This window comes from Sphingomonas faeni, from assembly GCF_003053745.1.
In the GTDB taxonomy this organism is placed as follows: Bacteria; Pseudomonadota; Alphaproteobacteria; order Sphingomonadales; family Sphingomonadaceae; genus Sphingomonas; species Sphingomonas faeni.
This window is the reverse complement of sequence record NZ_QAYE01000010.1, coordinates 18,828-31,708: the sequence shown is the minus strand read 5'-3', so window position 1 is coordinate 31,708 and position 12,881 is coordinate 18,828. Positions and strand designations below refer to the sequence as shown.

Below are 12,881 nucleotides of genomic sequence, written 5' to 3'. Positions count from 1 at the left end.
GCCTCGCTCACGACTGGGCAGCGGTCTGAGCGCGCCGGTCCGCCGCTTCACCCGCCATCGCGATCGCCGCGATCATCGCGCCAGGCTCGGCAAGGTTCTTGCCCGCGATCGCGAACGCGGTGCCGTGATCGGGCGAGGTCCGCACGATCGGCAAGCCCAGCGTCATGTTCACGCCCTCATCGAAATGGATCGTCTTGAGCGGCACGAGCGCCTGATCGTGATAGCAGCACATGACGACATCGTACGTCGCACGCGCCCGCGGATGGAACATCGTGTCCGCGGCAAAGGGCCCGGTCGCATCGATGCCTTCCTCGCGAAGGAGCGCGATCGCCGGGGCGATGATCTCGATCTCTTCCCGCCCCAGCGCGCCCTGCTCGCCGGCATGCGGATTGAGGCCGGCAAAGGCGAGCCGGGGGTTCTCGATCCCAAAGTTGCGCCACAACCCCCGAGCCGTCGCACGCGCTTTCGCGACGATCAGGTCGACCGTCAGCAGCGCGGATACGTCCTTCAAAGGCACGTGCGTGGTGATCGGCACCACCTTCAGCGACGGTCCCGCCAGCATCATCACCGCATTGTCCCCCGCGACGCCGTAGCGCTCGGCGACGAACTCGGTCTGCCCTGGATGGCTGAAGCCGATCGCGTACAACTGCGACTTCGATACGGGACCGGTCACCAGCGCACGCGCCGCGCCGGTGCGAACGAGACCGACCGCCAGCTCAAGCGAATGCAGCGCACAGCGCGCGCCGTCCGCATCGGGCTCACCCGGTACGATCGCTCCCGCATCGCCCACCGTCAGCACCGGCAACGCCTCGCCGAACACCGCCGCCGCCGCGCTCAGATCGGCAATCCGCGCGATCGGACCGGCCCATACCCGCTCGATCGCCCGCGCATCGCCGACCGCGACGAACGGCGGCAAGTGATGAGCTTCACGCGCATCCCAGGCCTTGGCGATGATCTCGGGCCCGATCCCAGCAGGATCGCCCATCGACACCGCCAGCGGCGAGATGCGGGTCACGATCCGATCACCGATATTCGACCACGGCATCGCGCCGCAGATCGCGCAGCTTCTGCTGGGCGCGCAGGTTGACGCGCTGCTGTTCGAGCTGCCCCTGGATCTGCTCGGAGTTCGGCACCGAACCGCCAGCCGCCTCGTCGCGACCGCAGAGCACCAGCGCGCGAACGCCCTGTTCGGCGGACCCGAAAGGCGGGCTCGACTCGCCGACCTGAAGCTTCAGCATCACTTCCTGAAGCTGCGGCGGCAAATCGCGGATCCGCACCGTGTCGTTGTCGACCACATCCGCACCGATCCCGGCCGCAACCTTCTCGACGGTACCACAGCCACGCAACTCCTGCGTCGCCTTGGCAAACGCCTGTGCGCGCGCAGATGCCTGTGCCTGGTTGGTGTTCGGCGGAAAGCGCAACGTCAGCTGCTTCAGGCTGAGCTTCGCGTCACGCGGATCGGCGGTCAGCACCTGCCGCTTGTCGGTCAGGTACAGGATCGAATAGCCACCCGAGACCTCGATAGGTCCAGCCACCTGGCCGACCTGCATCGTCGTAGCCGCCTCAGCCAACTGCCCCGGCAAAGTCGCCGCACGGATCCACCCAAGATCGCCACCGACCGCACGCGTCGACGCTTCCGAGAACTGCCGCGCGTAATATTCGAACGGCTGCGCGCCCTTTTGAATCTCCTGCAGGATCTGCTTGGCGTTCGCATAGACCTGCTGGCTGTTCGCCGGCGTCGCCGCGAGATAGATTTCCTTGAGGTTGAACTCGTCGGTGCCCTTGGCCGCCTGGAGACGATCGATGATCGACTTCACTTCCTCGTCGCCGACGTTGACGAACGGCTCGACGCGGCGACGCAGATAGCGCTGCCAGGCGAGTTCGCCCTCGATCTGGCGCTTGAGCGACCGCTCGGACGATCCGGATTCGCGCAGATAGGCGCGCATCGCGACCGGCGTACGATTGAAGCGCTTCGACACGCCATCATAGCTCTGAGTCAGCTCGGCGGGGGTGATCGTGATGTCGGCGGTCTTGGCTTCCTGGATCTGAAGCGTCTCGTCGATCAACTGGCGCAGGACCTGTAGCTTCAGCCGCTCGCGATCTTCGGGCGACAGCTTCGCCTCGTTCGCCATTGCCACCAGGGCGACGCGCTGGTCGACGTCGGTACCGGTAATGACGGTATCGTTGACGATCGCGGTCGGCTTGCGGACGTTGGGGTCGACCTTGCCGAAGATCTGGAGGTTGGTCGGGATGTCGAGACCGGTATTGTCCGGCACGCTCTGGTCCTGGACCGTCTGTCTCGGAGCCGAGGGCGCCGGCTGGGCCTGGGCAGGCTGACCCTGCTTCGGCTGGGTCGGCGCAGGCCGCGCGCCGCGTTTGCCCTGCGCGGCCTTGGGAGGCACCGCCTGAGCGATCGCGCCCGCCGCCAGCGCAGCCAGAACCACAGAACCGATCACACGGCCGCCACGCGCCGCCAGTCGAACATCATGCTTCAAGTGTCGGTATCCCATCATCGCACGCCGTAATCCGCACCGTCATTGCCATGGCGGCGCATATCCGGCGACGTTTGCCTCAAAGTAGCTGAACGCGGGCTTAGCGGCCGAGGTTGGTGAAGGCCAGCGTCAACAGGAAGCTGTTGCCCTTACGCGCGTCGCCGGTGTCGTTGTACGTCCGCCGCCAGGTTCCGCCGAGACGCAGGCAGTCGTCCTCATACTGGACGCCCAGCCGGTGGCGGATCGGCGTGAAGCCGTCGCTGCGGGAGAGAGGATCCTCTGACGCATTGGTGAGATCAACCACGCCCGAGCCGAACGCGGACCAGAATCGCGCGAACTGTACCCGGCCCGCAACGCGGACCTCCTCGCGGTCGCGCAGATCCTCGATCGAGGCATTGATGTTGCGGTTGAGCTTGAGATACCCGACCAGCACATAGGTCGCGCGCGAGCCGATCGTCGCGTCCAGCTCATTGCGGCGGATCGCGAAGCCGTCCTTGTCGAGCCGGTAGCGGTGGACGATCGAGACGAAGTCGCGGAATCGAAGCTCGCTGCGCCCGACGATGTCGGAGAACCGGTCGCTGAGCCCGGTACCGTCGGGCAGGATGGTCGGCCGCTTGTCGACGCGATAGCTCTGGCCGACGTTGGTCGTGAACGCGATCCCCGGTAGGTCGAGCGCCCATTCGCCACCATAGGTGACGCGCGACGAATCCTCGAACCGATCATAGCCGGCGAAGCGATTGAGCGAGAACAGGTTGGTGTCGTCGAGGTCGACCGCGCGCGAATCCTCGTTCGGTAACGAAATATTGGCGACCTTGGGCGCCGCAACGAACTGAACCTGAGGCGTAAAGCGTTGCGTGCCGCCCAGGAACGTACCGATGAATGGCCATTTCACATCGACCGCAGCCGCACCGATGGCGCGCTGGCGAAAGCCGCCGAACCCCTGATAGGTGGAAATCTCCGAACTGATCTCGTTGCTATTGTAAAGATCACCGCGCGCGAACGCTGTGAACGTGACCTCCTGGCCCCAATTCGTAAAGCGGCGCAAATCCCATTGCAGGCTCGCGAATGCGCGCTGCGTGTCCTGGCCATCGGTGCGAGTCAGCGCCAGCGTGTTCAGCTGGAGTTGGAATCGGCCGCCGACGATGCCATCGTCGAACCGCTTGCGATAGTCGATTTCGGGCAGCGCGATCGGCTGCCGTCCCTGGCTGTCGGCGACGCGCAACGTCTGCGCGTACCAGCCGCTCAGCGAGAAATAGCTGCTGTCGTCGATCCGCTCCAGGGTTGCCGTGGTGCGCAACCGGTCGTCGCGCGAAATGTCGTAGCGGCGCAGGAACGTCCGGTCGGTCGTCAGGCGCAGCGACCCGCTCGCGGTCCAGTTCGGCGTCAACTGATAGCGCGCCATGCCGTCGATATAGCCGCGGAACGCCATGCTCGTGTCGGCCGTGTTGGCGGTCGCCAGATCGTCACTGCGCCGGCTTTCGGTCGCATAGGCGCGCACCTTGAACGCGCCCATGGAATTGAGGGCGGAATAATCGACCTGCGCCATCGGCAGCACGCTGCTGTAGATGTGCGGCGTGATGACCAGCCCCTGGTTTGGGGCGAGCTTCCAGTAATAGGGGACGCTGACTTCGACGCCGTTGACGCGGCTATACCCGCCATTCGGCGAGAGCAGGCCACTGTCGCTGCCGCCACCGACCGGGTTCGAGAACTCGGGAAGCGGCAGGCTCGGCAGGCCGAACAGGTGAAGCCGTGCGCCCTTGTAGAAGATGCGCTTCCGCTCGGGGCGATAGGTGACGCGGACCGCGGTGATCTTCCACGTCGGTTCCTTGGGGCAACCGGCGGTGTTGGTGACGCTGCACGGCGTGTAGGCGGCGGTCTTCAAATTGACCGTGCCGTCGGCGTCGCGCGTACCCTGCTGTGCGGCAAGGCGTCCGCCCTGTTCGAGCACGACGAGCATGTTGTCGACCACGCCGTCCTTCAGCGAATCGGTCAGGTTGATCTCGTCGCCGTACGCTATGTCGCCTTCGGGATTGGTGACCGCGATGTTGCCGGTCGCGACGACCTTGCCGGTCTTGCGGTCCCACACGACCTTGTCGGCGCGCAGGCGGCTGCCCTGGCGGAACATCCGGACTTCACCGGTGGCGGTGACGATATCGGTGTTGGTGTTGTATTCCAGCGCGGTCGAGCTGAACTGTACCTGGTCGTCGGCCGGCGTCGTTGTCGACGCGTTGGCGACCGGCGGGTCCTGCACCGGTGGCGCGACCGGACGGTTCTGGAAGTCCTGAGCCTGGGCAGGCGCGGCCGCGATCCCGGTCGCCAAAGCGAGCGAAAGGGCGCAACCCGTCAAAAGGTCGATACGCAACACGATCCGAACCAACCCCTTTGGCACTGGGCAGCCGTTTGCCGCCATATCGCCCGCCTATCGCATCACCGGCGCTTCGCTGCAATCGCCGTGAGATGACAGGCCGCCACCTTGCTTTGCCAAGCCCGCGGCATCAACTTAGGGCCAAGCCCATCCTACCGTTCAAAGCTTCCCGAGGTTTCTTCATGCAGATCGTCTTCGCCCCGACCGTTCCCGCCAACGCCCCGATCCTTGCCGTGCCGGTCGCGAAGGACGGCTTGGCGAAGATCGATTGGAGCGCGATCGGCGGCGATGGCGAGGCGGTGGCGACCAGCGCAGCGGCTGCGGCACGCTTTGCATGTGAAGCAGGCTCGGTCGTCGAGCTGTTCGTGCCCGTCGACGGCGCGGTTCGCCAGGTTCTTCTCGTCGGCGTCGGTGCTGGCGAAACCGCCGATTGGGAGAAGGCCGGCGGTGCGATCACCGCGCGCTTGCTGACCTCGGGCGCGACGTCGGTCGTCGCCGACCTCTCGGCCGGTGCCACGCCGACTGCCAAGGCCGCTGCGCACTTCTCCGCTGCCGCAGCTCAGCGCGCATGGCGCTACGACACGTACCGCACGAAGCTCGCCGAGAAGTCGAAGCCGACGCTGACCGAGATCACCATCGCCGGTGCGCCGGACGGCACCGATGCGGCTTGGGCCGAAGCGTCCGCCGTCACCGGCGGTCTCGACCTGACGCGCTGGCTGGTCACCTCGCCGCCGAACGTCGTCTATCCCGAGAGCTTCGTCGAGAAGGTGACGAAGGACGTCGAGGGTCTCGGGCTCGAGATCACCGTGCTCGACGAGGCGCAGATGACCGAGCTTGGCATGGGCTCGCTGCTCGGTGTCAGCCAGGGCTCGCGCCGTGAAGCACGCATTCTCGCGCTCAAGTGGAACGGGGCAGGGGCCGACGCTCCGACGCTGGCGTTCGTCGGCAAGGGCGTGACGTTCGATTCGGGCGGCATCTCGATCAAGCCCGGCGCGGGCATGGAAGACATGAAGTGGGACATGGGCGGCGCTGGCGCCGTTGCCGGCGCGATGAAGGCGCTGGCGAGCCGCAAGGCCAAGGCGAACGTCGTTGGCGTGATGGGCTTGGTCGAGAACATGCCCGACGGCGCCGCGCTGCGTCCGAGCGACGTCATCACCTCGATGTCGGGCCAGACCATCGAAGTGCTCAACACCGACGCCGAGGGTCGCCTCGTGCTCTGCGATTGCGTGACCTGGGTGCAGCAGGCGCACAAGCCAACCACGATCGTCGATCTCGCCACGCTCACCGGCGCGATGATCGTCGCGCTCGGTACCGAGAATGGCGGCATCTTCGCCAATGACGATACGCTGGCGGATCAGCTGATCGCGGCGGGCAAGACCACCGGCGACACGCTCTGGCGCTTCCCGCTGTCGCCCGCCTACGACAAGCTGATCGACTCGCCGATCGCCGACATGAAGAACGTCGGCCCCCGCGGCGCCGGCTCGATCACCGCGGCGCAGTTCATCAAGCGCTTCGTAGACGAGGGCGTGAAGTGGGCACATCTCGACATCGCCGGCATGGTCTGGTCCGACAAGCCGGGCACCAACCACGACAAGGGCGCAACCGGATACGGCGTGCGGTTGCTCGACCAGTTCGTGGCGGACAATTTCGAGGGGTAAGCTCCAAGGAGCAAACTGTTCCCCCGCGGACGCGGGGGCCCAGCTAAGTACCGACACCGATCGTGACTCCTGGACCCCCGCTTTCGCGGGGGAACAGCGAGGGGGAGTGGAAAGCATGCAGGTCGATTTCTACCACCTAACCAGCCCCCTCGACCGCGTCCTCCCGCGCATCGCCGAGCGCGTCGTCCAGACCGGTGGCCGCTTCCTGATAGTCGCCGAACCCGAAGAACAACGCGTCGCGCTCGACCGCCTCCTCTGGTCCTACGCCCCCGAGAGCTTCCTCCCCCATGCCCAGGCCGGCAGCAACGATGACACCGTTCAACCCATTCTAATCGCCGAAGATATCCAGGAGACCGCCCCCGCCAATGCCGCCCGCAACGTCGCGGTGGTAGACGGACGTTGGCGTGACCTTATCCTAACCTTTGACCGAGCCTTCCACATCTTCGACGACGAAGCGATCCGCGAAGCCCGTCTCGCCTGGAAAGGACTCGCCGACCGCGACGACGTCGAACGCCGCTACTGGAAACAGAACGACTCCGGTCGCTGGGAACAGGCGGCATAACCGTTGCTTTACCAGCGTCCCCCGCCTAAGCGCCGCGCGTCCGATTACCGCCAACACAGGAGCCCGTGACCATCATGGCCGCGAACCGTACCTTTTCGATCATCAAGCCCGACGCAACCCGCCGCAACCTGACCGGTGCGGTCACCAAGATGCTCGAGGAAGCCGGCCTGCGCGTCGTCGCTTCGAAGCGCATCCAGATGACCCGCGAGCAGGCCGAAGGCTTCTACGCGGTCCACAAGGAGCGTCCGTTCTTCGGCGAGCTCGTCTCGTTCATGATCTCGGGCCCGGTAGTCGTTCAGGTTCTCGAAGGCGAGAACGCGATGCAGCGCAACCGCGACATCATGGGCGCCACCAACCCTGCCAACGCCGATGCCGGCACGATCCGCAAGGAACTCGCCGAGTCGATCGAAGCCAACTCGGTCCACGGGTCGGATTCGGACGAGAACGCCGAGATCGAGATCGCCTATTTCTTCAAGCCCGAAGAAATCGTCGGCTGATGACCTGGCGGCTGCGACGGGCTGAGTCGGGCGATGCGCCTGCGCTATCGCTCGTCGCATCCGCCACGTTCCTCGATACCTATGCGACCGTGCTGACGGGGGCGGATATCGTCGCCCACTGCACGATGAAGAACAGCATCGCCACGTTCGAGACGTGGCTGTCCGATCCCGCGACGATCGTCACGCTCGCCGAGTACGAGCCCGGCCACGCCCCGATCGGCTACACGGTCTTGACCGCACCGGACTTCCCAATCGAACCCGGCCCCGCGGACATAGAACTCCGCCGCATCTATCTCCTGAAGCAGGTCCAAGGCACAGGCCTAGGCGCCGCCCTGATGACTCGCGCCCTAGAAGACGCCGCCGCAGCAGGCCGCACCCGAGTTCTCCTAGGCGTATGGGACCAAAACACCCGCGCCCGAGCCTTCTACGAACGCCAGGGCTACAAGGTAATTGGCACCCGCCAGTTCATGGTCGGCACCACCCTCCACGACGACCCGGTCTACTCGCGAGCGGTGTGAGTTTCCCCGGCGAAAGCGCCGCACTTCACAGCAGCGCTACCGCCCCGGCGAAGGCCGGGGCCCAATTGGAAAGGTCGCAGTAACAGAACGCTGCCCTCCGTTAGCAACGTTCCCCAATTGGACCCCGGCCTCCGCCGGGGTGGTGCCGTTTAGAGGTAGGCAATCACGCCGCCGGCTTCTCTTTCGCCCAGATCGCATCAAGCTTCGCCTGATCGCCACCACGCTGGCGAACCCGCAAACCCTCAAGCTTCAGCGCACGACCGCGCAGCATCCGCCCCTCGGTCTTCCAGATCACATCATAAATCCCGCTCGCAGACCGCGTCGTATCCCCATCGAAATACTGCACACTGACCAGGACCGGCAGCCGCCCCGCACGATCATCCGAGCCACCATCGGTAAGCTTCAACAACGGCGCCGAAAACCACGACCCATCGATGACCGGTTCCGCCGGTGGCCGCTGCGGCGAGACGCCAAGCGCGCGGGGGAAGCCGATCGTCACGTCCTGAAGGTCATGCCGCGCGTCCTTCAACAACAACGTATCGCCGCCATCCTGCACGATCGCCGACAGATCGATCTTGCTCCGTTCGCGCGCCGCACTCGACTGCGCCGCGATCTTGTCGGCCTCGTTCGCACGGTGATCCGACCAGTTGGTCCACAGCGTCAGCGCCGCGATCAGCACGCCCGCAACCGCCACGACCTCGGCCAGCGTCACCCAACGCCGCCGCGTCGCCGCAGCCTCGCGCCGTTCGGTCGGAGTCTCGGTGCTCATCGCCCGCCGGCTTCCAGCAAGCGGGCAGGCGCCGCCATTTCCCAACTCCGCGCGATCCGGTCCTCGACCAGCGCCCAGTCCGGATCGCCGGCGACATTCATCCCGACCCAACCAGTCGCGCCAAGATACGCTGGCCGCGAATACACCGCCGGGTTAGCCTCGATCAGCGTCGCCTGCTCATCGGTACCGCTGGTCTTCATACACACCATCGTCGCACCATCGCTGTGATGATCCGCCCGGAACTGCGCAAACTGCTTGTCGGCCACGAAGAAGGTCGGCTGGCCGTGTGAAACCTTCTCCTCGGTCTCGGGCAACGCCAGCGCCGCCGCGCGAACGCGGTCGAGGGGGGACAGATCGGTCATCGCGTCACGAACTCCGCCAAGGTCTTCGGGTACAAAGCATGTTCCGCCGCCAACACGCGCGTCGCAAGCGCGTCCGCATCGTCGCCGGAAAGGATCGGCACCTCGGCTTGGCCCAGCACCACGCCGCCATCGAGCTCCTCGGTCACGACATGCACCGAGCACCCGCCGGCCGCATCGCCCGCCGCGATCGCCCGCGCGTGCGTGTCCAGGCCCTTGTATTTGGGCAGCAACGACGGATGGATGTTGACGATCCGATCCCGCCACGCCGCGACGAACCCGTCCGACAGCAACCGCATATACCCGGCGAGCGCAACGACCTCGACACCAGCCTCGCGCAACGCCGCATCGATCGCCGCCTCATAGGCCGGCTTCCCCAGACCCTTCGGCGAGAGTGCGAACGTCGCCACACCTTCCGACCGAGCCCAGTCGAGCCCGGCCGCATCCGGCTTGTCAGATGCCACCAAGGCGATCTCGTACGGACATTCCGCCGCACGCGAAGCGCCGACCAGCGCCATCATGTTCGATCCGCGCCCCGAGATCAGCACGCCGACGCGCGTCTTGTCAGCCATGCGTCGCGGTCCAGTCCTCGCGCGCGCTCCACGTACCCGCCGACCCGCGCACCGTGCAGCCATGCGAGCCCGTCTCGATCCGCCCGATCGTGAACACCGTCTCGTCCGCAGCCTGAAGCGCCGCAGTCACCGCCTCGGCCTCGTCGGCGCCGACGATCACGACCATGCCGATCCCGCAGTTGAACGTCCGCGCCATCTCCTCCGGCTCGATAGCCCCCTGAGCCTGTAGGAACGCCATCAACCGCGACTGCTCCCACGCATCCGCATCGACCACCGCATGCACGCCCTCGGGCAGCACGCGCGGGATGTTCTCCAGCAGGCCACCACCGGTGATATGCGCCAGCCCCTTGATCCGCCGCTCGCGCAGCAACGGCAGCAGGCTCGCGACATAGATGCGAGTCGGCGCCATCAGATGATCGATCAGCAACTTGTCTTGGTCGAACAGCGCAGGACGATCGAGCTTCCACCCGCGATCGGTCGCGAGCCGGCGAACCAACGAGAACCCGTTCGAATGCACCCCCGACGATGCCAGCCCGAGCATCACGTCGCCCGCGGCGATCTCGCGCCCGGTCAGCACGTTGGTCCGCTCGACCGCCCCGACGCAGAAGCCCGCCAGGTCGTAATCGCCGTCCGCATACATGCCCGGCATCTCGGCGGTCTCGCCCCCGATCAGTGCGCAACCCGCGGTCTTGCAGCCTTCCGCGATCGACGCCACGACGCGCTCGGCGACCGCCGCATCGAGCTTCCCGCTCGCATAATAATCGAGGAAAAACAGCGGCTCGGCGCCCTGCACGATCAGATCGTTGACGCACATCGCGACGAGATCGACGCCGACACCCTCATGCCGGTCCCACTCGATCGCCAGCTTCAGCTTGGTGCCGACACCGTCGTTAGCCGCGACCAGCAACGGATCGACGAACCCCGCCGCCTTGAGGTCGAACATCCCGCCGAACCCGCCAAGATCGGCATCCGCCCCCGGCCTACGCGTCGAGCGCGCGAGCGGGGCGATCGCCCGCACCAGCGCGTTGCCCGCGGCGATCGAAACGCCCGCCTGAGCGTAGGTGTAGGGGCCCGAAGCGGGAGCGGCGGAGTCTGGCGTATCGGTCATGATCGGTGCTGCTAGCCACATCGCGCTTGGATTTCCACGCCTGCTTCGCCAAAAGGCCCGCGTGACGCGTATCAAAGCCCTCCCTGCCGCCCTCGCTGGCGCTGCCCTGCTATTGAGCGGCGGCACAGTGCTCGCGCAGATCGAAGGCGGCAGCCGAGGCGCAGCCCCGGTCGACAGCGGCAGCGCGTACGAGGTGAGCGGCGTCACGGTCGACGTCGCGGGCAAGACCGCGGATGCTGCGCGCTACAGCGGCTGGCGGCTCGCCCAGCGCAAGGCCTGGGTCCAATTGTCGAACCGGCTCGGTGGCGGAGGCGGTCTCGTCTCCGATGGCACGCTCGATTCGCTCGTCTCCGGGATCGTCGTCGAGAACGAACAGATCGGCCCGCAGCGCTACATCGCCAAGCTCGGCGTCCTGTTCGATCGCGGCCGCGCCGGATCGATTCTCGGCATCTCGACCTACGCCGATCGCTCGCAGCCGATGCTAACGATCCCGATCCAATATTCGGGCGGCGTCGGGCAGGCGTTCGAGCAGAGCACGCCGTGGCAGCAGGCCTGGGCGCGCTATCGCACCGGCAACAGCAGCATCGACTATGTCCGCCCATCAGGCTCCGGCCCCGATGCGCTCCTGCTCAACGTCGGCCAGACGCAGCGCCCCGGCCGCGGCTGGTGGCGGACGATCCTCGACCAATATGGCGCGAGCGACGTTCTCACCCCGGTCGTGAAACTTTATCGCCAATGGCCCGGCGGCCCGGTGATAGGCGTGTTCGAAGCGCGCCATGGCCCCGACAACGACCTGATCGGCAGCTTCACGCTGCGAGTCGGTACGCCCGACGGCATCGCGCAATTGCTCGACACCGGCGTGAAGCGGATCGACGACCTGTACCAGCAGGCCCGCCGCAACGGTTCGCTCCGCGTCGACTACAGCCTCTCGCCCCCACCGCCGCCCGAAGCTGCAACGATAGACGACCTGCCGACCGACGAGACCGCCGACGCCAATACCGCAGCGCTGACCGGCGGCGAGGGCATCTCGGTCATCGTCCAGTTCGACACGCCCGCAGCGACCGCTGTCTCATCTACGGAAGCAGCACTCCGCGCGATCCCCGGCGTCCGCTCGGCGGCCACCACCAGTCTCGCGCTCGGCGGTGTCTCGCTGATGCGCGTCGCCTATGACGGCGATCCGGCTGCGCTGAAGACCGCGCTAGAAGCCCGCGGCTACCAGGTATTCGGCTCCGGCCAGACGATCCGCATCCGCCGGGTCGCCCAACTTCTTCCGCCGGACTTACCCGCGGACAATGCGACGACAGGGTGAGCGCGACCAAGATGACTCAAATTGCGCTGCCACTCGGGTGGCCGGCGGACCCTCGCGACGACGCCTTCCTGGTTACCCCCTCCAATTCGCGCGCGGTCCACACGCTGGAGCACACCGCGACCTGGCCCGTCATGACCGCCATCCTCACCGGCCCGCGCAAATCGGGTCGCAGCCTGCTCGCGCGGATCTTCGCGGCGAAGAGCGGCGGCACCATCATCGACGATGCCGAGCGCGTGCCCGAAGCGCAGCTGTTCCACGCCTGGAACCGCGCACAGGAGGAGCACAAGCCGCTTCTGATTGTCGCCGACGCCGCGCCGCCCGAATGGAAGGTGAAGCTCCCCGACCTGCGCTCGCGCCTCGCCGCCAGCCCGATCGCGGCGATCGGCGCGCCCGACGACGAACTCATGCGGCTGTTGCTGGCGCATCTGTTCGAGCGCCGCAGCCTCGATGCGCGCCCCGATCTGATCGACTGGCTCGCGACCAGAATCGAGCGCAGTCATATTACCGTAACGCGAACCGTCGATGCGCTGGATCAGGAGGCGATGGAACGTCGCAAGCGCTTGTCCATTCCTCTTGCACGAACCACACTCACCGAGGCCGGGCTGATCCTCCGGCCGCAACTCGCTCTCGACCTCCCGCTCTTCACGCCACCATAAGCCCCCAAGAGGCCCG

Annotated in this window: 13 protein-coding genes; 6 read left to right on the top strand and 7 right to left on the bottom strand. The window is 66.3% G+C overall.

Annotated features, from left to right (window positions below; genetic code table 11):
* Window positions 1-7: 7 nt before the first annotated feature.
* From pdxA to C8J25_RS17170, 3 genes are all read right to left on the bottom strand, one after another.
* On the bottom strand, window positions 8-1,045 hold the full coding sequence (gene pdxA / locus C8J25_RS17180; protein ID WP_107955603.1) for a 4-hydroxythreonine-4-phosphate dehydrogenase PdxA: 1,038 nt from the start codon (window positions 1,043-1,045) through the stop codon (window positions 8-10).
* Entirely contained in the window at window positions 1,023-2,513 is a 1,491-nt protein-coding gene (locus tag C8J25_RS17175; protein WP_425275479.1) for a peptidylprolyl isomerase, read from the bottom strand. The genes pdxA and C8J25_RS17175 overlap by 23 nt, the downstream gene beginning before the upstream one ends.
* Window positions 2,514-2,592: 79 nt before the next feature.
* On the bottom strand, window positions 2,593-4,857 hold the full coding sequence (locus C8J25_RS17170) for an LPS-assembly protein LptD (protein ID WP_425275478.1): 2,265 nt from the start codon (window positions 4,855-4,857) through the stop codon (window positions 2,593-2,595).
* A gap of 182 nt (window positions 4,858-5,039) precedes the next feature.
* Between C8J25_RS17170 and C8J25_RS17165 the strand changes: the two genes are divergently transcribed.
* From C8J25_RS17165 to C8J25_RS17150, 4 genes are all read left to right on the top strand, one after another.
* Window positions 5,040-6,515, top strand: coding sequence for a leucyl aminopeptidase (locus C8J25_RS17165; protein WP_107955601.1), 1,476 nt, complete (start codon window positions 5,040-5,042; stop codon window positions 6,513-6,515).
* A gap of 115 nt (window positions 6,516-6,630) precedes the next feature.
* On the top strand, window positions 6,631-7,077 hold the full coding sequence (locus C8J25_RS17160) for a DNA polymerase III subunit chi (RefSeq protein WP_107955600.1): 447 nt from the start codon (window positions 6,631-6,633) through the stop codon (window positions 7,075-7,077).
* Window positions 7,078-7,151: 74 nt separating this feature from the next.
* Complete coding sequence (gene ndk / locus C8J25_RS17155; protein WP_056058698.1) at window positions 7,152-7,574, top strand: nucleoside-diphosphate kinase; 423 nt, start codon at window positions 7,152-7,154, stop codon at window positions 7,572-7,574.
* On the top strand, window positions 7,574-8,092 hold the full coding sequence (locus C8J25_RS17150) for a GNAT family N-acetyltransferase (RefSeq protein WP_107955599.1): 519 nt from the start codon (window positions 7,574-7,576) through the stop codon (window positions 8,090-8,092). The genes ndk and C8J25_RS17150 overlap by 1 nt, the downstream gene beginning before the upstream one ends.
* A 163-nt stretch (window positions 8,093-8,255) precedes the next feature.
* Here the strand turns inward: C8J25_RS17150 and C8J25_RS17145 are convergent, their stop codons facing one another.
* Genes C8J25_RS17145 through purM form a run of 4 tightly spaced genes read right to left on the bottom strand, consistent with a single transcriptional unit; the run spans window position 8,256 to window position 10,900 of the window.
* Window positions 8,256-8,861 carry a hypothetical protein gene (locus C8J25_RS17145; RefSeq protein WP_107955598.1) on the bottom strand — a complete coding sequence of 202 codons (606 nt, stop codon included), beginning with the start codon at window positions 8,859-8,861 and terminating at the stop codon, window positions 8,256-8,258.
* Window positions 8,858-9,223, bottom strand: coding sequence for an MmcQ/YjbR family DNA-binding protein (locus tag C8J25_RS17140; protein WP_107955597.1), 366 nt, complete (start codon window positions 9,221-9,223; stop codon window positions 8,858-8,860). The genes C8J25_RS17145 and C8J25_RS17140 overlap by 4 nt, the downstream gene beginning before the upstream one ends.
* Complete coding sequence (purN, locus tag C8J25_RS17135) at window positions 9,220-9,792, bottom strand: phosphoribosylglycinamide formyltransferase (protein ID WP_107955596.1); 573 nt, start codon at window positions 9,790-9,792, stop codon at window positions 9,220-9,222. The genes C8J25_RS17140 and purN overlap by 4 nt, the downstream gene beginning before the upstream one ends.
* Window positions 9,785-10,900: a phosphoribosylformylglycinamidine cyclo-ligase gene (gene purM / locus C8J25_RS17130; RefSeq protein WP_107955595.1), complete on the bottom strand. Its 1,116-nt coding sequence runs from the start codon at window positions 10,898-10,900 to the stop codon at window positions 9,785-9,787. The genes purN and purM overlap by 8 nt, the downstream gene beginning before the upstream one ends.
* On the opposite strand from purM, the gene C8J25_RS17125 reads away from it, so the two are divergent.
* Window positions 10,899-12,209 (top strand): heavy-metal-associated domain-containing protein, encoded by a 1,311-nt coding sequence (locus C8J25_RS17125; RefSeq protein WP_425275477.1) that lies wholly within the window; start codon window positions 10,899-10,901, stop codon window positions 12,207-12,209. The two genes, purM and C8J25_RS17125, sit on opposite strands and share 2 nt — an antisense overlap.
* 11 nt (window positions 12,210-12,220) lie before the next feature.
* The gene (locus C8J25_RS17120) at window positions 12,221-12,865 is read left to right on the top strand and encodes an HdaA/DnaA family protein (protein ID WP_056482954.1); all 645 of its coding nucleotides are present in this window, start codon (window positions 12,221-12,223) and stop codon (window positions 12,863-12,865) included.
* The last annotated feature ends 16 nt before the right edge of the window (window positions 12,866-12,881 follow it).